This is a genomic window from Olsenella urininfantis (genome assembly GCF_900155635.1).
Lineage (GTDB): Bacteria > Actinomycetota > Coriobacteriia > Coriobacteriales > Atopobiaceae > Olsenella_G > Olsenella_G urininfantis.
In genome coordinates, this window is sequence record NZ_LT732540.1 from 912169 (window position 1) to 932084 (window position 19916).

At 64.1% G+C, this 19916-nt stretch carries 20 protein-coding genes; 8 read left to right on the forward strand and 12 right to left on the reverse strand.

Annotated elements, in window-relative coordinates; translation table 11 throughout:
* The first annotated feature begins 37 nt into the window (after positions 1–37).
* Positions 38–1015 carry a phosphate acetyltransferase gene (gene pta, locus CZ375_RS04235; protein ID WP_077598048.1) on the forward strand — a complete coding sequence of 326 codons (978 nt, stop codon included), beginning with the start codon at positions 38–40 and terminating at the stop codon, positions 1013–1015.
* Positions 1016–1200: 185 nt separating this feature from the next.
* Here the strand turns inward: pta and CZ375_RS04240 are convergent, their stop codons facing one another.
* The 3 genes from CZ375_RS04240 to CZ375_RS08320 all read right to left on the reverse strand — a co-directional run bounded on the left by CZ375_RS04240 (position 1201) and on the right by CZ375_RS08320 (position 5184).
* Positions 1201–3033, reverse strand: coding sequence for a [FeFe] hydrogenase, group A (locus CZ375_RS04240; protein WP_077598049.1), 1833 nt, complete (start codon positions 3031–3033; stop codon positions 1201–1203).
* Positions 3027–4856: an NAD(P)-binding protein gene (locus tag CZ375_RS04245; RefSeq protein ID WP_077598050.1), complete on the reverse strand. Its 1830-nt coding sequence runs from the start codon at positions 4854–4856 to the stop codon at positions 3027–3029. Before CZ375_RS04245 ends, CZ375_RS04240 begins: the two co-directional genes overlap by 7 nt.
* Positions 4857–5037: 181 nt before the next feature.
* A complete protein-coding gene (locus tag CZ375_RS08320) occupies positions 5038–5184 on the reverse strand; it encodes a hypothetical protein (protein WP_200799689.1) in 147 nt (48 codons plus the stop codon).
* A 297-nt stretch (positions 5185–5481) separates the two neighbouring features.
* Between CZ375_RS08320 and CZ375_RS04250 the strand changes: the two genes are divergently transcribed.
* Together CZ375_RS04250 and CZ375_RS04255 are read left to right on the forward strand one after the other, a co-directional pair.
* Positions 5482–6360 carry an aldose 1-epimerase family protein gene (locus tag CZ375_RS04250; protein ID WP_234966860.1) on the forward strand — a complete coding sequence of 293 codons (879 nt, stop codon included), beginning with the start codon at positions 5482–5484 and terminating at the stop codon, positions 6358–6360.
* Positions 6361–6373: 13 nt separating this feature from the next.
* Complete coding sequence (locus CZ375_RS04255) at positions 6374–6886, forward strand: GNAT family N-acetyltransferase (protein WP_077598052.1); 513 nt, start codon at positions 6374–6376, stop codon at positions 6884–6886.
* Between the two features lie 221 nt (positions 6887–7107).
* On the opposite strand, the gene CZ375_RS04260 is transcribed toward CZ375_RS04255, so the two are convergent.
* From CZ375_RS04260 to rnd, 6 genes are all read right to left on the reverse strand, one after another.
* Complete coding sequence (locus CZ375_RS04260; protein WP_077598053.1) at positions 7108–8289, reverse strand: acetate/propionate family kinase; 1182 nt, start codon at positions 8287–8289, stop codon at positions 7108–7110.
* Between the two features lie 204 nt (positions 8290–8493).
* Entirely contained in the window at positions 8494–8850 is a 357-nt protein-coding gene (locus CZ375_RS04265; protein ID WP_077598054.1) for a histidine triad nucleotide-binding protein, read from the reverse strand.
* Between the two features lie 10 nt (positions 8851–8860).
* A complete protein-coding gene (xseB, locus tag CZ375_RS04270; RefSeq protein ID WP_077598055.1) occupies positions 8861–9136 on the reverse strand; it encodes an exodeoxyribonuclease VII small subunit in 276 nt (91 codons plus the stop codon).
* Positions 9137–9147: 11 nt separating this feature from the next.
* A complete protein-coding gene (gene xseA, locus CZ375_RS04275; RefSeq protein WP_077598056.1) occupies positions 9148–10530 on the reverse strand; it encodes an exodeoxyribonuclease VII large subunit in 1383 nt (460 codons plus the stop codon).
* A complete protein-coding gene (locus CZ375_RS04280; RefSeq protein WP_200799690.1) occupies positions 10530–11222 on the reverse strand; it encodes a zinc metallopeptidase in 693 nt (230 codons plus the stop codon). Before CZ375_RS04280 ends, xseA begins: the two co-directional genes overlap by 1 nt.
* Before the next feature lie 115 nt (positions 11223–11337).
* Positions 11338–12471, reverse strand: coding sequence for a ribonuclease D (rnd, locus tag CZ375_RS04285; RefSeq protein WP_077598057.1), 1134 nt, complete (start codon positions 12469–12471; stop codon positions 11338–11340).
* Positions 12472–12588: 117 nt separating this feature from the next.
* On the opposite strand from rnd, the gene CZ375_RS04290 reads away from it, so the two are divergent.
* The 5 genes from CZ375_RS04290 to CZ375_RS04310 are packed head-to-tail and all read left to right on the forward strand — an operon-like array spanning position 12589 to position 15602.
* On the forward strand, positions 12589–13311 hold the full coding sequence (locus CZ375_RS04290; protein ID WP_077598058.1) for an acyl-[acyl-carrier-protein] thioesterase: 723 nt from the start codon (positions 12589–12591) through the stop codon (positions 13309–13311).
* Between the two features lie 53 nt (positions 13312–13364).
* Positions 13365–13781, forward strand: a complete 417-nt coding sequence (locus CZ375_RS04295) for a (deoxy)nucleoside triphosphate pyrophosphohydrolase (RefSeq protein WP_077598059.1) — start codon at positions 13365–13367, stop codon at positions 13779–13781.
* 51 nt (positions 13782–13832) lie between these two features.
* Positions 13833–14210, forward strand: coding sequence for a hypothetical protein (locus tag CZ375_RS04300; RefSeq protein ID WP_077598060.1), 378 nt, complete (start codon positions 13833–13835; stop codon positions 14208–14210).
* A gap of 12 nt (positions 14211–14222) precedes the next feature.
* The gene (gene thyA / locus CZ375_RS04305) at positions 14223–15071 is read left to right on the forward strand and encodes a thymidylate synthase (RefSeq protein ID WP_077598061.1); all 849 of its coding nucleotides are present in this window, start codon (positions 14223–14225) and stop codon (positions 15069–15071) included.
* Positions 15072–15098: 27 nt separating this feature from the next.
* On the forward strand, positions 15099–15602 hold the full coding sequence (locus CZ375_RS04310) for a dihydrofolate reductase (protein ID WP_077598062.1): 504 nt from the start codon (positions 15099–15101) through the stop codon (positions 15600–15602).
* A gap of 65 nt (positions 15603–15667) precedes the next feature.
* On the opposite strand, the gene CZ375_RS04315 is transcribed toward CZ375_RS04310, so the two are convergent.
* The 3 genes from CZ375_RS04315 to adhE all read right to left on the reverse strand — a co-directional run bounded on the left by CZ375_RS04315 (position 15668) and on the right by adhE (position 19832).
* Positions 15668–16282, reverse strand: a complete 615-nt coding sequence (locus CZ375_RS04315; protein WP_077598063.1) for a hypothetical protein — start codon at positions 16280–16282, stop codon at positions 15668–15670.
* Between the two features lie 117 nt (positions 16283–16399).
* On the reverse strand, positions 16400–17176 hold the full coding sequence (locus CZ375_RS04320) for a phosphotransferase family protein (protein ID WP_077598064.1): 777 nt from the start codon (positions 17174–17176) through the stop codon (positions 16400–16402).
* Positions 17177–17210: 34 nt separating this feature from the next.
* A complete protein-coding gene (gene adhE / locus CZ375_RS04325; protein WP_077598065.1) occupies positions 17211–19832 on the reverse strand; it encodes a bifunctional acetaldehyde-CoA/alcohol dehydrogenase in 2622 nt (873 codons plus the stop codon).
* Positions 19833–19916: the final 84 nt, after the last annotated feature.

Here is a 19916-nt window from a genome sequence, read left to right on the forward strand (position 1 = left end):
GCGAGGCCCACATACGCAGGCGAGCAGAGGAGTTTTGATGAGCGACTTTCTTGAGCGCATGAAGGCGGCTGCAAAGGCAGACGTGAAGACCATCGTCCTTCCCGAGGGCGAGGACCCCCGCACCATCGAGGCCGCCAAGAAGGTCGTGGCCGAGGGGCTGGCCAAGCTTGTGGTGCTGGGCGACCCCTCCCAGGTCAAGATCGAGGGCGTGGAGGTCATCGATCCCAAGACCAGCGAGAGGCACGAGGCTTACGCCGCCAAGTTCGCCGAGCTCCGCGCCAAGAAGGGCGTCACCATCGAGCAGGCGCGCGAGCAGATGGATGACGCCACCTACTTCGGCACCATGATGGTCAAGATGGGTGACGCGGACGGCCTGGTCTCCGGTGCCTGCCACTCCACCGCGAACACCCTACGCCCAGCCCTGCAGATTCTGAAGACCGCCCCCGGCACCAAGCTGGTCTCGGCCTTCTTCGTCATGTGCACCGACAAGGAGGAATACGGCGAGAGGGGCACCCTGCTCTTTGCCGACTGCGGGCTGAACATCGACCCGACGGCAGACGAGCTCTCCGAGATCGCCATCGCCTCCGCGAACACCTGGAAGAGCCTGATGTCCGACGAGCCCAAGGTTGCCATGCTCTCCTTCTCGACCATGGGCTCCGCAAAGGGGGAGGTCCCCGAGAAGGTCCAGGAGGCCACGAGGCTCGCCAACGAGAAGGAGCCCGAGCTCGCCCTCGACGGCGACCTTCAGCTGGACGCGGCGCTGGTGAAGAGCGTCGCCGCCCTCAAGGCACCCGAGTCCAAGGTTGCCGGCAACGCCAACATCCTGGTCTTCCCCGACCTCGAGGCGGGCAACATTGGCTACAAGCTGGTGCAGCGCTTCGCCGGCGCCGAGGCATACGGTCCCGTGCTGCAGGGCATCGCCAAGCCGGTGAACGACCTCTCCCGCGGTTGCTCCGCGGATGACATCGTGGGAGTCGTGGCCATCACCGCCGTCCAGGCACAGATGGCCGAGTAGACGCCCTCGCCACATGCGCACGGCACATGGCCGCCTCGGCTTTCCGGGGCGGCCATGCTCATGAGAATACCCCCCTAGGCCGTCACGTGCTGACGGTCTAGGGGGCCAAATCAAGTCAGATGGAGAAAGCTCCGCCGTTAGACCGCCAACCAGCGACGGTCTAACGGCAGGTTGGTGGCGTCTTCCTACGGTCTCAGAGAATCCGCCGCGTCAGGCGCGTTCTCAGCCTCGGCAATCCACTCTGCCGGCATCTTCCACGCCCGCTGGTCCGTGTGCAGGAGCCTCTCGGCAACATCCGAGAGGGGCCTTTCGAAGTACTCGCGGTAGCAGCGCTCGATGGCAGGGTTCTCGTAGGAGTTTCTCCACTGGGACCTCTTGTCAAAGCCATAGAGCGCAGCCCCGCGTGCGCCCGCCCGCTCCTCACCGTCGTGGATGGGCTGCCCACCTCCGCCCACGCAGCCACCCGGGCAGGCCATGACCTCCACGAAGTCGTAGCTCACCTCTCCTGAGACTATTGCCCTGCAGAGGGCGTCGGCGTTGGCGAGTCCGTGGGCGACCGCCACGCGCAGGCGCTTGTCGCCCAGAGGGAAGATGGCCTCCTTCCAGCCGTCCAGGCCTCGCACGTCCCCGAACATGTCATCCGCTGGGGCGTGCCCGCAAACCAGGTAGTGAGCGGTGCGCAGGGCAGCCTCCATGACGCCTCCGGTGGCGCCAAAGATGATGCCGGCCCCCGTGCCCGTGCCCAGAGGCTCGTCGAAGGGCTCCTCGGTAAGGGAGGCCACGTCCACGTGGTCCGCGCGCAGGAGCCTCTCCAGCTCGCGCACGGTGAGCACGCAGTCCACGTCAGGGTCTCCGCAGGCGTCGCGCATGCTGGGATACTCCGCCTCCGCCTTCTTTGCCACGCAGGGCATGATGGAGAGCGAGAAGAGTCTGTGGGGGTCCTTGCCCAGAAGCTGGGCGTAGTAGCTCTTGAGCAGGGCGCCAAACATCTGTTGCGGGCTCTTGCTGGTGGACACGTCACCCACCAGCTGGGGATAGTGCGCCTTCACGAAGCGCATCCAGGCAGGGCAGCAGGAGGTGAAGAGGGGATATCCGCTCTTTGCGCCAAGATGCCCCAGAAGCTCGCTACCCTCCTCCATGATGGTGAGGTCGGCCGCCACGTCCGTGTTGACCACGTAGTCGAAGCCCATGCGCCTCAGGGCGCAGACCAGGCGGCCCATGCCCGCCTCCTCGCCCAGGCCCCAGTGGTCTCCCCAGGAGGTCCGCACCGAGGGGGCGATCTGGACCACGCAGGTGAGGTCAGGGTCGGCCAGGGCGTCGTAGACGCGCGCGACGTCGTCGCGCTCGCGTAGGGCGCCCGTGGGGCAGTGCGTGATGCACTGACCGCAGAGGGTGCAATCCACGTTGTATATGCTCTTTCCTCCCACGACGTCCACCAGCGTGTGCGTGGCACGGTTGGTGATGCCCCAAACGTGCGATGCCTGCACCTTGTCGCAGACCTGGATGCAGCGCATGCAGCGGATGCACTTGTCGTTGTTGCGGATGAGCGGGAAGTCCTTGGGCCAGCTGGTCTGGGCGAGGATGGTGGGGTAGGTGAAGTCGACTAGGCCCAGGTCGTTCGAGACATCCTGCAGGGAGCAGTTGCCCGAGCGCACGCAGGTGGTGCAGGTGGCGTCGTGCTGGGAGAGCAGCAGCTTCACGTTCTCCTGACGCGCCAGGCGCACCTTAGGGCTGTTGGTGCGCACCACCATGCCCTCCCCCACCTGGTTGTTGCAGGAGGCGACGAGGCGGTCACGTCCCTCCACCTCGACCACGCAGACGCGACAGGAGCCAATCTCGTTGAGCTCGCGGAGGTAGCAGAGGGTGGGGATGTTGGCGCCCGCCGCCCGGCACGCGTCCAGGATGGTGCTTTCCGCAGGCACGCTCAGCTGGGTCCCGTCCACCGTGAGGGTGACCTGTCGTGAGCCCTCCCTTGTGCCGCGCGAGGCAAGCTGGACGTTGGCGTCAAGAGTTACCACTGGATCTCCCTTCCGCCACGGAACGAGCCGAAGCCAAAGTGGTCGCAGCGCAGGCAGCGCGAGGCCTCCTGCAGGGCCTCCTCGTCAGTGAGGCCAAGCTCTATCTCCTGGAAGTCATGGGACCTCTCCCCCGCCTCGCGCAGCGTGGTCTCGCAGCGCGCACAGTGGCCGAGGTCTTGGAGCTGTGGGCTGGGAATGTCCACGTCAAGCTCAATCTTGTGATCGAAGCCCAGGTAGTTGTCTATGTTTCCTGCGGCAACCTTGCCCGCGTTGATGGCCTTGATCACCGTGGCGGGGCCCGTCTGGCAGTCACCGCCCGAGAAGACCCCCTCGAGCTCGGCGATGCTGGCGTCGGTCTGGGTGGAGATGCGCCCCCAGGAGGTGGGGATGCCCAGGCTCTCGAAGGGAGCGGACTCGATGGCCTGTCCTATGGCCACTATCACGCGGTCGCAGGGGATGTGCCTCTCGGAGGCGTCGGCGGCATGAGGCGCGGGCCGGCCACGCCTCCACTCCCCTATGACCTGGGGCTGCACCACCAGGGAGGCCACACGACCGTCCTCTCCCGCCTCTATGCGCACGGGGGCGTTCAGCTCGAGCAGCTCGCAGCCCTCCGCGCGCGCACCTTCTATCTCCTCGTCCTGGGCCGTCATGTCAGCGGCCCGGCGGCGGTAGACGATGTAGACCCTCTCGGCGCCGCAGCGGATGCTCGAGCGCGCCACGTCCATGGCCACGTTGCCGCCGCCCACCACGCAGACGCGCTGGCCCGAGAAGTCCGGCATCTTGCCGTTGCCTATGGAGCGCAGCATGTCAACCGCGCTCTCCACGCCGGGAAGCTCCTCTCCGGCTATGCCCAGCTTCTTGTCGGCATGGGCGCCGATGGCAAGGTAGACGGCATCAAAGCTGCCCCTGATGACCGAAAGGGACTCTCCGTCCACCTTCTCGCCCAGGCGCACCTCCACGCCTTGGCCCACGATCCAGCTGATCTCCTCATCGAGCTTCTCGCGCGGGAGCCGGTAGGCGGGGATGCCATAGCGCAGCATGCCGCCCAGGTGGTGCCTTGCCTCGAACACCGTGACCGAGTGGCCCATGAGCGTGAGGTAGTAGGCACAGCTGAGGCCGGCAGGGCCACCTCCCACGACCGCCACGCGACGTCCTGTAGACGCAGCGCGAACGGGCTCCTTGGGAGTCCCCTCATGCTCCACGGCGAAGCGCTTGAGCGCGCGGATGTTGATGGGGTCGTCCACCATGCCGCGACGGCAGTTCCTCTCGCAGGGATGCTCGCACACCAGGCCGCAGACCAGCGGGAAGGGGTTATCCTTGCGTATGAGGCGCACGGCGTCGGCGTTTCTCCCCACGCGGACCAGGGCGAGGTAGCCGGGCACGTCCACGCCGGCGGGACAGCCCGTCTTACAGGGCACGCTGGGGGCCGTCCCAGCGAAGCAGGACCTTGAGCTCACATGGCTCACGAAGTCGTCCCTGAAGCCGCGCACCGCACGCAGGGCCATGGCGCCCGCCTCGTAGCCAATGGCGCAGTCGCTCGAGAGGTAGGCGCCTCTCGCCAGGCGCTCTATGTCGTCTATGGTGCCCATGGTCGCCCTGCCCGTGAGCACGTCGCTCAGCATGTGGCGCAGCACCCTCAGGCCCACGCGGCAGGGCGTGCACTTCCCGCAGCTCTGCGTGGCGCACATGCCCACGAACGACATGGTGAACTCAACCGGGCAGGGCGCCAGGGAGCTTACCTCGAGCCGCCTGCCCACCGAAGCATGCAGCTCATCCATGACCTGCTGCTCGGCAGTCCTCTCCATCAGATGAAAACGAGCCACGTGTTCCCCCAAACCCATACTCGCATCATGACAGGCAGGAGGCGGGACCTGCCCGCCTCCTGATTGCTGAAATGTATATCAATGAGTGGTCATGTTGCGTAAGTTTGCAAGAGGGGCCAATCGCCCCAACGGCACGCTGGCACAGGCAAACGGATGCGCTTGTGGAAGAAGCGTGACCAGGCTAGAGCGGGCTTGGCCACACCGCACGCACCTCGTCTGCCATGCCCGGGTACTTGCCCGTCTCCACGCAGAGCGCACCACGCGAGCTGAGATGCCCCTCGTTTGCCTTGACGGCCTTCTCTACCAGAACGGCCGGGGACGCGTCCACCTGAATTGCCCCCTGCACCCCACCAGTCCACAAGCCGCAAGCTGCTCCTGAATCATGGCACCCTCCTTGAGAAAGCTCGCCGGGCGCACGCCCCTGTGCGAGCAGGCCAGAAGTGACTGGTACCCATGCTAGAAGAGGCGTGGCGCATGCATGGGGACCGTAACAGTTTGTATAAGTGAGCCACCGTCCTCCGCCGGGCGAAAGGCGAGGGAAAAAGCACCTTTTCCGGGGACAGGCACTGCCTTACTATATCTGCGCAACGCAGCTGCAGGCGACCTGACGAAAGGAGGTACCAACGTGGGAACCGTTTCCAAGATCTGCCTTGGGCCACTCCAGGCTCAGGTTGACTCACTTGGGGCCCAGCTCATGAGCCTGTCGTACGAGGGGCGCGAGCACCTCTGGCAGGGCAACGCGCGCTGGTGGCCGCGCCGGGCGCCCGTGCTCTTCCCCATTGTGGGGAGCCTGAGGAACGGCCAGGCAACGAGCAGCGCGGGCGGAGTCCGCCTGGGCAGGCATGGCCTTGCGCGAGGTTGCGAGTTCAGGCTCATGGGGCAGGAAGACAGCGTCCTTCGCTACATCCTTGCCTCAAGCGCGCGCACGCGCGAGGCATATCCCTTCGACTTCGAGCTCAGCCTGACCTTTGGGCTGAGCGAGAGGGGTCTTGAGCAGGTATTTCAGGTGCGAAACGTTGGAGACGTGGAACTGCCCTTCGTGCTGGGAGGACACCCCGCCTTCAACGTTCCCGTGATGGACGGCGAGGACTTCTCGCAGTACCGTCTCGAGTTCGTGCGTGACTGGAGCTGCTCCAGCCCGCGCATCGACACCGAAAGCGGGCTGCTCGACTTCTCCTCGCGCGTTACCGTGCTTGAGGGAGAGAGCGCCCTCCCGCTCGCGCACGAGCTCTTTGACGTGGACACCCTAGTGCTGGAGCAGGTCCCAGGACGCAGCGTGCGATTGGTGGGGCCCGCAGGTCATGGGGTCCAGCTCGACTTTGAGGGCTTCGACTACCTGGGCGTGTGGTCGGCGGCCAACAGCGCGCCCTTCGTTGCGCTTGAGCCATGGACCGGTTGCTCCACGGCTCGGGACGAGGGCGACGTCTTCGAGGAGAAGCGCGGAATGACCAAGCTCCTCCCAGGCGAGAGCCTGGAGAGATCCTTCTTCATCAAACCCTTCTAGGAGACAACCAGACATGATGATTCGAAAGGCAGATGCGCAGGACGTCTTGGCGATTGCCAGGATCTACGATGACGCCCGCCTGCTCATGCGCGAGCGCGGCATACCACAATGGCAGGACGGCTGCCCGGGGCTTGCCGAGGCGGAGGTTGACCAGGAGCTGGGAAAGCTCTACGTGTGCGAGAACGCAGGTGACATCGTGGGCACCTTCACCTTTGCCGAGGGGCCGGACATCACCTACGGCATCATCGAGGACGGGAGCTGGCTCAGCGACGAACCCTATTGGGTGGTCCATCGCTTTGCGGCGTCGCGTCCGGGCGCAGGCGTCGGTCACAAGATGCTGGAATGGGCCTATGCGGACCATGACAACGTGCGCATAGACACGCACGAGCTCAACATCCCCATGCGCAGGCTTCTTGACCGGCACGGGTTCATCCTGTGCGGAGTCATCCACCTGCTCAACGGAGCTCCGCGCTTTGCCTACCAGCGCCGCGCCGCAAGCCTGGAGCCGGAGTTTCCCGCTGCGTAGCCCGCCGAAGGCACGGGATGCATAAGCTGTCGCGTCGCTTTTGCTCCCGAGCGCCATACCGTAGTTTTAGTACCGAATCAGGTGGTCGCCACCTCACAAAAGTGGTACTGAAACTACGGTATGGATGGATATGGGCAACCCAGGCGCCACAAATTGCATAAGCGCACGAAAGGGGGGCCCGCCTTGTGGCGGCCCCCCTTTGGCGATGCAGGGGCGTGAGGCTACTTGCCCAGAAGCTCCTCGACGTCCATGGCGATCATGAGCTCCTCGTTGGTGGGAACCACGAGGACCTTGATCTTGGAGTCTGCGGAGGAGATGACGCGAGGCTCCCCAGAGCGGATCTTGTTTGCCTCCTCATCGAGCTTGACGCCCAGCCACTCGAGCTCCCTTGCCACGCCCAGACGCATGATGTCGGAGTTCTCGCCGATGCCGGCAGTGAAGACCATGGTGTCGAAGCCATGCATGGACTGCGCCATCTCGGCGATGAGCTGCGAGGTGCGGTAGTAGAACATGTCAAGCGCAAGCTCGCAGTTCTTGTCGCCCTTGGCGGCACCCTCCTCGATGTCGCGGGAGTCAGAGGAGACGGCAGACAGGGCGGCAAGGCCGGACTGCTTGTTCATCATGGTGTCAACCTCGTCCACGCTGTAACCGCCAACACGCTGCAGGTAGAAGACGGTAGCAGGGTCAACGGTGCCGGTGCGGGTGCCCATGATCAGGCCGTCAAGCGGGGTGAGGCCCATGGTGGTGTCCATCACGCGGCCATCCTGGATAGCGGCAAGGGAGGCACCGGAGCCCAGGTGGCAGGAGACGAGCTTGTGGACGCCTCCGCCCAAAAACTCGCTTGTGGTCTTCCAGATGTAGCGGTGAGAGGTGCCGTGAGCGCCATACTTGCGGATGTGCAGCCTGTCCACCACGTCGCGAGGGAGGGCGTAGCGCCAGGCCTTCTCGGGCATGTTGTAGTGGAAGGAGGTGTCAGCCACGATCACATTGCCGATAGAGGGGAAGAGCTCGCGGCAGATCTGGATGACGTCAGCCTCCGCATAGTTGTGCAGGGGCGCGAGGGGGGCAACCTCACGGGCCCAGGCCAGTGTCTCGTCAGTGACGACCTTGGACTCGGGGAAGTACCAGCCGCCCTGAACCACGCGGTGGCCGATGCCCTCGATCTTGCCGGTGTCAAAGCCTGCCTGGTCAAGGATGTCGAAGACGTGCTTGATGGCAGTCTTGTGGTCAGGAAGGGTCACTTCGAGCTTCTGCTTGCCGGAGCCGTTCTCCTCGTGGCCGATGAAGGAGCCGTCGATGCCGATGCGCTCGCAGTTGCCCTTGGCAAAGACCTCGTGCGTCTTGGTGTCGAGCAGTTGATACTTCAACGAAGAGCTGCCGGCATTGATGACCAGTACGTTCATGAATCTCCTCTCGCAGGGGAACAGGTCCCGCGTACACACAGATTCAAATATGATAGCCCCTTGCCCGCGCGCTGGTCGCACGTATTGACAAGGGGTCAGAAAAGAGCGAAAAGCGGCCCGCTGGGACTCGCTGCCGGAAAAGACAGCCACCGCCAGCGCGCAGGCCATCTGAAAACAGCGCGGGCAGCCGCGCTGTTTTCCAAGCTACTTCCCCTCTCCGGCATTTGGGTCGAGCGGGCGACCACCAAGGACGTGGATGTGCAGGTGATGTACCGTCTGGCCGCCATCGTCACCGGTGTTGGCAATGCAGCGGAAGCCCGTCTTGTCGATACCCGTCTTCTCGGCCACGATCCCTATGGCATGGGCAAGAGCGGATAGCGTCTCCGCAGGAACGTCATCCATTATGTTCTCGTAGTGCTCCTTTGGGACCACGAGAACATGGACCGGGGCAAGCGGGCTGATGTCAGGGAAGGCCACGACCAGGTCATCCTCATACAGGAAGTCAGAGGGGATCTCGCCGGCGGCGATCCTGCAGAAGATGCAGTCGTCCTGTGCGCTCATGCTGCCTCCCCTACTCGTCGATGTAGCTGGTGGCGGGCGCCGCAGTGCTGTCGAACTCAAGCTTGCCTGCGGTGGTGTCATCCAGAAGGACCTGCACCTTCTGCTCCGCCTCGGACAGGCGCACGCGCAGGCTCTTCAGCAGCTCCACTCCGCGCGCGTAGTACGCCAGAGAGTCCTCCAGCTCGAGCTCGCCGGCTTCAAGGGCGCGCACGATCTGCTCAAGCTCGACGGACGCCTCCTTGAAGCTCATCTCGGACACCGAACGATCGAACTTCTTCTCTTCCATGGGCTTGCTCCTTACGCCTTGGTGGCTTCTTCGTTACGGGCTGGCAGAACCTCAGTGACAGACGCCCTGAAGGCGCCTGCCCCCAGCATGACCGAGACCACGTCTCCCAGCACGACGGCACTGACGTCAGAGATGATTCGTCCGTCCTCGCCCCGCGCCACGGCATAGCCGCGCGACAGGACCTTCAGGGGCGAGAGCGCCTCGAGGGATGCCGCAGCCTGGGAGAGGCTGGCCTCGTACGGCCTCAGCAGACGACCCGAGCTCGCCTCAAGGCGCTGGGAGGTACGCCGAACCTCCTCGTGACCGCGCGCGAGGGCGCGTGGGATGCTGTCATGCAGGCGCTCCTCGGACCGCAGCAGGTCCTCTCTGCGATCGACCAGCATGTTCATGGGGTCGCTCAGGCAGCGACGCCCCGCAAACGACTCCAGCCGCTGGCAGGCGGCAAAGAGGCGCGAACGCATCCCCTGATCCATGAGGCGCGAGAGGTTGTCCAGGACGTCGCCCCTGGTGGAGACGAGCTGTGCGCCCGAGCGCCGAAGCTTGGCCTCTCGCACGTCTATGGCCGAGACGATCTCTGCCAGGGAGGGCGCCACGGACTCAGCCGCGGCCGTGGGAGTCGACTGCCTGCGGTCTGACACCATGTCGCAGATGGAGGTGTCAGGCTCGTGCCCGATGCCCGTCACCACGGGAACGGGACAGGCGGCAACGCAGCGGGCAAGAGCCTCGTCGTTGAAGCACATGAGGTCCTCGAAGGAGCCGCCGCCGCGCACCAGGAGGATGCAGTCGGGCCTGGCTGCCGCAGCCACGTCCAGGGCACGCATGATGGAGGCCGGTGCCTGCGCGCCCTGCACCGAGCAGCCCGCGACCTGTATCTCGACCAGCGGGTTCCTACGCGCCAACGTGCGCTTGACGTCCTCAATGACGCTGCCGGAAAGAGAGGTGACCACAGCCACGCGCGTGCAGAACTGCGGGATGTGACGCTTGCGCGAGGCCTCCATGAGACCCTCGCGCTCGAGCTTGCGCGCAAGCTCCGCAACGCGCTGCCTCAGCAGGCCCTCGCCCGCAAGCGAGATGCCCCTTGCGTTGTAGGACAGCTTGCCGCTGCCCTTGTACACGTCGAAGGAGCCCAGCACCTGGATCTGCAGGCCGTCACGCAGGGTGAAGCCGCAGCGCTCGTACACGCCCTTCCAGACGTTGACGCTCATGACGGACTGCTCGTCCTTGATCTGGAAGTAGCAGTGGCCCGAGCGAGCGTTGGGGCCACGAAATCCCGTCACCTCACCCAGCACCGTTGCCATGGGAATGGACGAAACGGCATGGTTGGCCATCTGGACCGCCTGGCTTACCGAGAGCACCCCGTCCTCGCTCTTTCGCGCCTGCTCGATGAGGTTCATTAGCGCCTGTCCCCGCTGCGCGAGATGATATACGCAAGCTGCAGCACCGATACGAGCGCGGCGGAGACGTAGGTGAGCGCCGCCGCCGTAAGGACCTGCCGCGCTCCCCTCTCGTCTACAGCGGCCCCCGAGCTTCTCAGATAGGCAACCGCCCTGCGAGAGGCATCTATCTCGACTGGGAGGGTAACCAGCTGGAAGAGAACGGAAAAGCCAAAGAGCAGGACCGCGAGCTGCGTGAGGCCAGAGATGTTGAGCATGATCCCGAGGACGAGGACGAGCATCCAGGTCTGCTGGGTAAAGTTGACCACGGGCACCAGGGCCGTGCGGAAGCGCCCAGGCAAGTAGCCCTTGGCCGTCTGCACCGCATGCCCCGCCTCGTGGCAGGCAACCGCGACGGAGGCAACCGAGCCTCCCTCGTAGTTCTCCTCCGAGAGGTGCAGGCGGTTGTCACGCGGGTCATAGTAGTCCGTGAGGTGACCGGCCACCTGGGTGATGCCAACGGCCGAGGCGCCGCTTCCGTCCAGCATGGCGCGAGCCACCTGGGCCCCTGTGGCACCAGAGCTGGCGGGAACCAGGGACCAACGCTTGTAGGTGGAGTTGATGAAGCCCTGCGTGAGCATGCCCAGCAGAAGCGAGACGACAGCGATACCCAGGTAGGCCAGATCCATCCCATATCCGTAATACAGAGGCATAGAAGCCCTCCCATCCATCCAAGGCTTGCCAAAGCTTGTACCCCATGCCAGCGGAATCGAACGACTCAAAGCCTAGTGGGACGCCCGGACGACAATGTGGCACCCCCCCCGCACGCTACAGCAGCTCGATGCGCCCGTCCTTCACCGTGAGGCCAATCTGGCCGTCCAGCAGGCCATCAAGCTGTCGCCCCACCAGCTCGTAGCGCCAGGCAGAGCGTGCAAGGCGCGAGGCCGACCTCAGCGTGACGAACTCGAGCAGGTCGTCCTTGGTGGCGATGAGCTGCGCGGCGATACCGTTCTTCTCGGCAACGATGCGCAGGAGGGCGTACATGAGGTCGAGCACGCCCTCGGTCTCTCCCGAGGGGCGCTCGTGATTGAGGCGCTCGGGATAGAGGGCTGGCTCGCAGTCGAGCCCACGCCTGATGGCGGCGATGGCTTCCTGCGCGTCTCTCTCCCCCATCTGCTCCGCACCCCGTATGCGCCTGAGGCGCTCCGCAGCGCGCGGAGCCCTCTTGCAGGCCTCGAGCACCACCTCGTCAGAGAGGACCCACTTCTTGGGAATGTCGCGCTGTGCGGCCGTACGCTCGCGCCAGGCGCACAGCTCACGGGCGATGGAGAGCTGCCTGCGCGTGAGCGAGTTGGCACGCTTCAGGTGCAGGTACGCCTGGTCAGGAGATCGAGTGAAGCGTGAGGGGTCCGTGAGCTGGGCCATCTCGGGCCCAAGCCAACCCTCGCGCCGACTGCGCCTGAGGGCGTCCGTCATGGTCTGGTAGATCCCGGGCAGGTAGCGGACGTCATCCTCCGCGTACTGCAGCTGCTCCTTGTCAAGAGGACGACGGGACCAATCCGTGAGCGACTCCGCCTTGGGCAGCCTCACACCGCAATACGCCTCTACGAGAGCGCCGTAGCCCAGCTGCTGGCGCTGTCCCAGAAACGCCGCGGCAAGCTGCGTGTCGAACACGGGTGCAACGACGCAGCCCAATGCGGCCTGGATGACCTCCAGGTCCTGGGTGCAGGCGTGGAACACCTTGACGATGCCCCGGTTGGTAAGAAGGTCGACCAAGGGAGAGAGGTCTCTGATGGCAAGGGGGTCGATTGCGGCGGACGCACCTGCCGTGCCCAGTTGTATGAGGCAGAGCCTGGGGTAGTAGGTGCGCTCCCTCAAAAACTCCGTGTCAACGGCAACGACCTGCTCCTTGCTGGCCATCTCGCAGAAGGATGCCAACTCGTTTGGGTCAGAAATGTACACGCGCTCTCGATTCGTCCGTGGTGCGGAAAAGCTAGTATCGATGTCGTGCGGGCCGAGCCCGCACCCGACACATCATACCAACGCTCGATCGCACGAGCAGCCCGGGAAGGCGCAGAGATGTACTCGTTCGACTCACGCGTAAGATACAGCGAGTGCGACGAGAGCGGAGAGCTTTCTATCCACGGCCTAGTCAACTACCTGCAGGACTGCTCCACCTTCCATTCCGAGAGCCTCGGTGTGGGACTGTACCACATGGCAAGCGAGCACTATGCCTGGCTCATCTCGACCTGGGAGATAGAGATTGCCCGCCTCCCCCGCTTTGGAGAGAAGATCCGCATCAGCACCTGGTGCCACGAGATGAGGGGGGCACAGGCTCACCGCTGCTTCACCATCGAGGACGACGAGGGCCGAAGCTGCGTCCGGGCAGACTCGCATTGGTTCGCCTATGACACGCAGCTGAGCAGGCCCATCCGCATTCCCGCCGGGCAGGAGGGCTACCTCACGGGCGAGGGGCGCCTTGACCTGCCTCCCCTGCAACGCAAAATCGCCGTCGAGGGAGCCTTTGTGGCGATTCCCGAGGTCACGGTCACCCGGCAGCTGCTGGACACCAACCGCCACGTCAACAACGCGCGGTACATCCAGCTGGCGCTTGACGCCCTTGAGGCCGCGGGCACGCGGCTCTCGCCCCGCCGCATCTGCGTGCAGTACAAGACCATGGCGCTCCTGGGAGAGCGTATCGCGCCCAGGGTGCACAACGGCCAGGACTCCTGGACGGTTGACCTCACGCGCACCGGCACGGACGAGTCGTTCGCCGTGGTGCGCCTTGAGGGAGTGCGATAGCCGGCCGCCTCCCGCAGGCTAGAATGGTGCCCACAAGACGAGGAGGGGACGATATGCGCAGCATCAACGTGGCGGCGGCCATCATCCAGCACGAAGGCCACATATACGCCGCTCAGAGGGGCTACGGGCCCTTCAGCGGCGGCTGGGAGTTTCCCGGGGGCAAGCTGGAGGAGGGCGAGACCAGCGAGCAGGCGCTCAAGCGAGAGGTCCTCGAGGAGCTGGGCGTGGTGCTCTCCACCATCTGGTACCTAGACAGCATCGAGTATGACTACCCTGACTTCCACCTGCACATGGACTGCTTCGTCTGTGAGCTTGCGCCTGGGTCAGTCCTTGCGGACGAGGAGCACCTGGAGGGGCGCTGGCTCTCTCGCGAGGACCTCCTCAGCGTTGACTGGCTTCCCGCAGACCGGGACCTCGTTGCGCGATTGGGCGTCATGTGGGATGCCATCTTCGACCCCAGCCACCTCTAGAACGCGAAGCCTGGGTATAAGACGCAGGCACACCACCGAGAAAGGAACGACATGCTGCCCCCAGACCAGGCCGATGAGGCCCCCGAGCCAGTGATAGAGTCCGCCTCTGCGACCACCTCCCCAGACAACATGAACTCGGGCAACTCCGCCTACGTCATCACGGCCGTTGGCTTGGGGCTTGTCCTTCTGCTCTGCATGGGCGTCGCAGGCTGCGTCTCCAACCTCGTGACCGACGGGGTTGGCATCCTCGAGCAGCTCTGGTACTACGACTACGATGGACTCGACTCCGAGATGCTCCTTGACGAGGAGGACATGGAGGACTTCGACCTCTACTCGAGCCCCGACACCAAAGACGAGCTCGAGGAGCTCCTCGAGAGAATGCAGGAGCGCGGCGAGGAGGGCGCGGGGTCTCCAAGCCGCAGCTTCTAGAAAGGACCTGACATGAGCAAGGCAGACGACCTCTTCGTCTCCATGTGCACCGACATCATCGAGCACGGAACCACCACCGAGGGACAGAAGGTCCGCCCGCACTGGGAGGACGGCAGCCCCGCCTACACCATCAAGCGCTTTGGCGTGTGCAACCGCTACGACCTGCGCGAGGAGTTCCCCGCGCTGACACTCAGGCGCACCGCCCTCAAGAGCGCAATGGACGAGGTGCTCTGGATCTACCAGCGCAAGTCGAACAACATACACGACCTCAAGTCGCACATCTGGGACGAGTGGGCAGACGGGTCAGGCTCCATCGGCAAGGCGTACGGATACCAGGTGGGCCAGGTGAGCCATTACGCAGACGGTGACTTCGACCAGATGGACCGCGTCCTCAAGGACCTGCGCGAGAACCCCTACTCGCGCCGCATCATGACCAACCTCTACACCTTCGCGGACCTCTCGGAGATGAACCTCTACCCCTGCGCCTTCAACGCCATCTACAACGTGACGCAGGAGCCCTCCGACGATAGGCCCACCCTCAACCTGCTGCTGGTTCAGCGCAGCCAGGACGTGCTCGCCGCCAACAACTGGAACGTCTGCCAGTACGCCATCCTGCTCATGATGGTGGCGCAGGTCTCTGGCATGGTTGCGGGAGAGCTGGTGCACATGATCGCGGATGCCCACATCTACGACCGTCACGTGGATGTCGTGCGAGAGCTCATAGCGCGCCCGCGCCTTACCGCCCCCAAGGTGAGCTTGGACCCCGAGGTCACCGACTTCTACGACTTCACGACCGACGACCTCGTCGTGGAGGGCTATGAGCATGGGCCCCAGGTCAGGAACATCCCCATCGCCATCTAGGCGATCACAACGGAAGCGAGGGCAGTCATGAACGCAATCGTGTCCGTCACCCGTGACTGGGCAATCGGCCTTGAGGGCGCGCTTGTGGTTTCCAATCGGGAGGACATGCGTCGCTTCGTGCGTCTCACCATGGGGGGGACCGTGGTCATGGGCAGAAAGACGCTCGAGAGCTTCCCGGGAGGCCCGCTCAAGGGCAGGCGCAACGTCGTGATCAGCCGAGGCGGGCATGCCCTGCCCGAGGGCTGCGAGTGCGTGGGCACGCCCGAGGCGGCGCTTGCCGCCGTGGCCGCCGATGAGCCCGGTACGGTCTGGCTCATCGGCGGGGAGTCCGTGTACCGGGCGCTTCTTCCCCACTGCGACAAGGTCTTCGTAACCTTGAACGAGACGAGCCGAAAGGCGGACGCCTTCTTCCCGAGGCTTGACGAGATGGACGAGTGGAGGCTGGCAGAGCGCGAGGAGGGCGGCACGACGCCTGAGGGCGTGGCGTTCTCCTACCTTATCTACCACAGGAATCGGCAGGCCGCCCGCTAAGGCTCAGGGGTGGGACGACCAGGCTTGCGCAGGCCGTCCCACCCCTGTTCTCTTGACCCTAGGCCCTAGGATACGTCGGAGAAATCAGCCCCGCCGTAGGCAGCGCTTATGACACCCTCCAGCGAGGCGTCGTCGACCTCCCAGCTTCCGTCCTTCTTGCTGAGCGTCATGGTCGCAGGCGTGCTCGCGGTCTCCGTTATGCCGTCCATCTTTGCGTAGAAGGTCTCGACGTACTTCTGCACGATGGCCTTCTCGCCGCCCTCGGCATAGAGCGCGGCAAGCTGCTCGGCGTTGTCATCCGAAAGCAGCTCGTCCTGGGCGGCCTTGATCGCGTCGTTGAAGTTCACGTTGGTGAGCGTAAGCTCGACCGTCGCCTTGTCGCCCTGCACCTCGACCTTGCCCACCTCGTAGTCGAACCTGGCGAAGCAGTGCTCGAGGAACTCGTAGCCATCGATGCCGTATTTGTCGAACTCCTTGCCAAAGGTTTCGCCCGTCTCCTGCTCGTAGCTCATGAGGGCCTCCTTTGTGGGGGCCTTGAACGTATCGAGGGCGGACGTGATGCTCTCCTTGATGAGCTGCTCGTCATTTGCGCAGCCCGCAAGGCCGCAACCCATGACGAGCGCAAGCGCTCCCGCAAACGCGATGCGCGCGATCTTTCCAACTGTCAATCTTGCCTTCATCAGGCGTCTCCCTTCGCAACGAGTGGATGACGCAATCATACAGAAGGCAAAAAGAGGAGGGCCCACGTCTCGGGGCCCTCCTCCCAATGGGTCGACTGGCGGGATTATCGGCAAGGGTTAGTCGTAGTCGCCCACGTTGATCCAGTTGCGCAGGAAGTCCTCCGAGAGCCCGCGCTTGCGCGAGAGCTCCGCCGCAGCGACGACAGGCAGCCAGTGGTTGACGATCTGCTTGGGAGTGTCCGTCTTGTGGGAGTAGATGTCCAGGTAGAGGTCTGCATGCTCGGGATACTCCAGATTGAACAGCAGGTAGGTCATGGCAGCGTCAACCTCGGGCAGGCCCGCGGTGACGTGCGCCCAGTCACAGAGGTAGAGCTGCTTGTCCTCGTCGCTGACGATGACATTGGAGAGGATCAGGTCCCCGTGGCACACCCTCATGCCGGAGCGCATGCCGTCCACCCGCATCTCCAGGTCGTAGCGAACCGTGGGGTCGATGCTGTGGCAGCTGCCGATCATGCGGGCGAGCTTGTCCTTCTGGCGGTTGAGCAGCGGGGCGTCAAAGGAGTGAACCTCTGCCTGCAGGTCTACCAGCTGCCCGATGTAGAGCTCCATGTTCTTTGGGTCGGCTGCCGCTAGGTCGGCGAGGGTCCTGCCTTTGACGAACCGGGTGGCCAGGGCCCAGGACCCCTTGTGCTCCCCCTCCTCAACGCGCGAGACCTCAAGGATCTCGCTGGCACGGATGCCGGTGTTCTCGATGCGCGCGATGTTGAGCGCCTCGTTGAAGACGTCGGCCGCGGGCTTCTCGCTGTTGAATACCTTGAGGAGACGGTCCCCGTCCCGGTAGACGACCTTGTTGCCACGCCTAACGATCTCTGACTTGCTGTCCGAAAGCCTCATGCTAAGCCTCCCTTGATGGATGGGCCGAAGGTTCCTAGTCCTCGTAGGTGCTTGCCTCACGTCCGTAGTAGGCATCGAGGTACAGCTCGCGAATCTCGCTCATGAGCGGGTAGCGCGGGTTGGCGCCGGTGCACTGGTCGTTGAAGGCCTGCTCGGTCATCTCGTCCAGGTTGTCCAGGAAGTACTTCTCGTCCACGTTGAACTCGGCGATGGTGTGCTTGACGCCCACGTAGTCGAAGAGCTCGGCGATCATCTTGATGAAGCTCTCGAAGACCTCCTGATCCGTCTTGCCCTTGGCCCCGCAGTAGCGACCCGCCTCTGCATAGCGATGCAAGGTCTTGGGGTGGTCGTACTGGGGGAAGGTGCCCATGCGCGTGGGGCGCTCGGCGGAGTTGTAGCGCATCACGCGCATGAGGAGGACGGCGTTGGCCCAGCCGTGCGGAATGTGGTGGAAGGCGCCCAGCTTGTGTGCCATTGAGTGGTTGACGCCCAGGAAGGCGTTGGCGAAGGCAAGGCCACCGAGGCAGGATGCGTTGGCCATGTGGTCGCGGGCCTCGACGTCATTGGGGTTGTCGTAGGCGCGAGGCAGGTAGTCGAAGACCAGCTTCATGCCCTGGAGCGCCAGCGGGTCGGTGTAGTCGGACGCCATGACCGAGACGTAGGCCTCCAGGCAGTGCGTGAGCACGTCCACGCCGGAGGCGGAGGTGAGGCCGCGTGGCTGGGTCATCATGTTGTCGGTGTCGACGATGGCCATGTTGGGCATGAGCTCGTAGTCGGTGATGGGCCACTTAACGCCGGTGGTCTTGTCGGTGATGATGGCGAAGGGGGTGACCTCGGAGCCGGTGCCGGAGGAGGTGGGGATAGCCACGAAGTAGGCCTTCTTGCCCATCTTGGGGAAGTTGTAGACGCGCTTGCGGATGTCCATGAAGTCCGCCGACATGTCCTCGAACTTCTCGCCGGGGTTCTCGTACATGGACCACATGATCTTGGCGCAGTCCATGGCCGAGCCGCCGCCCATGGCAATGATGACGTCGGGCTCGAAGGCGTTCATCTGCTGGAGGCCCTCAAGGGCAGACTGCAGGGAAGGGTCGGGCTCGACGTTCCAGAAGCTGGAGTGGACGATGCGCATCTGGTCGAGCTTGTCCTCGATGGGCTTGGTGAAGCCGTTCTTGTAGAGGAACTGGTCCGTGACGATGAAGGCGCGCTTCTTGCCCATGATGGTGCCCAGCTCGTCCAGGGCCACGGGCATGCAGCCCTTCTTGAAGTAGACCTTCTCGGGGGTGCGAAGCCACAGCATGTTCTCACGCCTCTCTGCGACGTCCTTGATGTTGAGCAGGTTGGCAACGCCCACGTTGCCGCAGACGGAGTTGCCGCCCCAGGAGCCGCAGCCGAGCGTGAGCGACGGGGTCATCATGAAGTTGTAGATGTCACCGATACCGCCCTGTGCCGCGGGGGTGTTGACCAGGATGCGGCAGGTCTTCATGGTGTTGGCGTGCTTTTCGAGCTTCTCGGCCTCGCGCACGTCACAGAAGAGGGAGCTGGTGTGGCCATAGCCGCCATCGGCAACCAGGCGAGACGCCTTGGCGATGGCGTCATCGAAGCTCTTTGCGCGGTACATGCCCAGGATGGTGGTGAGCTTCTCGTGGGCCCAGCGGTTGGAGGGCTCGACGGACTCGGTCTCTCCGATGAGGACCTTGGTGGACTTGGGGACGTCCACGCCGGCCTCGCAGGCGATGTGGTAGGCAGACTGGCCGACCATGGCCGCGTTCACAGCGCCACCATCCTTGATGACCAGGTTCACGACCTTGTCGGACTCCTCTCCCTTCAGGAAGTAGCAGCCGCGCCTCTCGAACTCGGCCTTGACCCTGTCATAGATGCCGTCCACCACGATCACGTTCTGCTCGGTGGCGCAGATCATGCCGTAGTCGAAGGTCTTGGAGTGGATGATGGAGTTGACGGAGAGCTCCACGTCGGCGGAATCGTCGATGATGGCGGGGTTGTTGCCAGGCCCGACGCCCAGAGCGGGCTTTCCGGAGCTGTAGGCGGCGTTGACCATGCCGGGGCCACCGGTGGCGAGGATCGTGTCGCAGCTGTGCATGAGCTCGTTGGTGAGGGCCAGCGAGGGGACGTCGATCCAGGAGATGATGTTCTTGGGCAGGCCCGCCGCCTCGGCGGCATCGCGCACGGTCTTGGCCGCCGCGATGGTGCACTCCTTGGCGCGGGGGTGCGGGCTGATGATGATGGCGTTGCGCGTCTTCAGGCAGATGAGCGTCTTGAAGATGGCGGTTGAGGTGGGGTTGGTGGTGGGGATGACCGCGGCGATGATGCCGATGGGCTCGGCGATCTTCTTGAAGCCGAAGGCCTTGTCCTCCTCGATGACGCCACAGGTCTTGGTGTTGCGGTACTTGTTGTAGATGTACTCCGCGGCGTAGTGGTTCTTGATGACCTTATCCTCGACGAGGCCCATGTGGGTCTCGTCGACGGCGAGCTTCGCCAGAGGGATGCGCGCCTTGTCGGCCGCCATTGCTGCCGCGTAGAAGATCTTGTCGACCTGCTCCTGAGTGAACGTGGCAAACTTCGCCTGAGCGGCGCGCATCTCCGCGATCCGCTCAGTCAGGGCGTCGACGCTGTCGATGACTTTCTCGGCCTTGGCCATGCTTCCCCTTCCGACTGCCTCAAAGGACTTGTGACTATCCGGGTTGCCTTGGTTGAAACGCACCATAGCATCCTCATGATACAG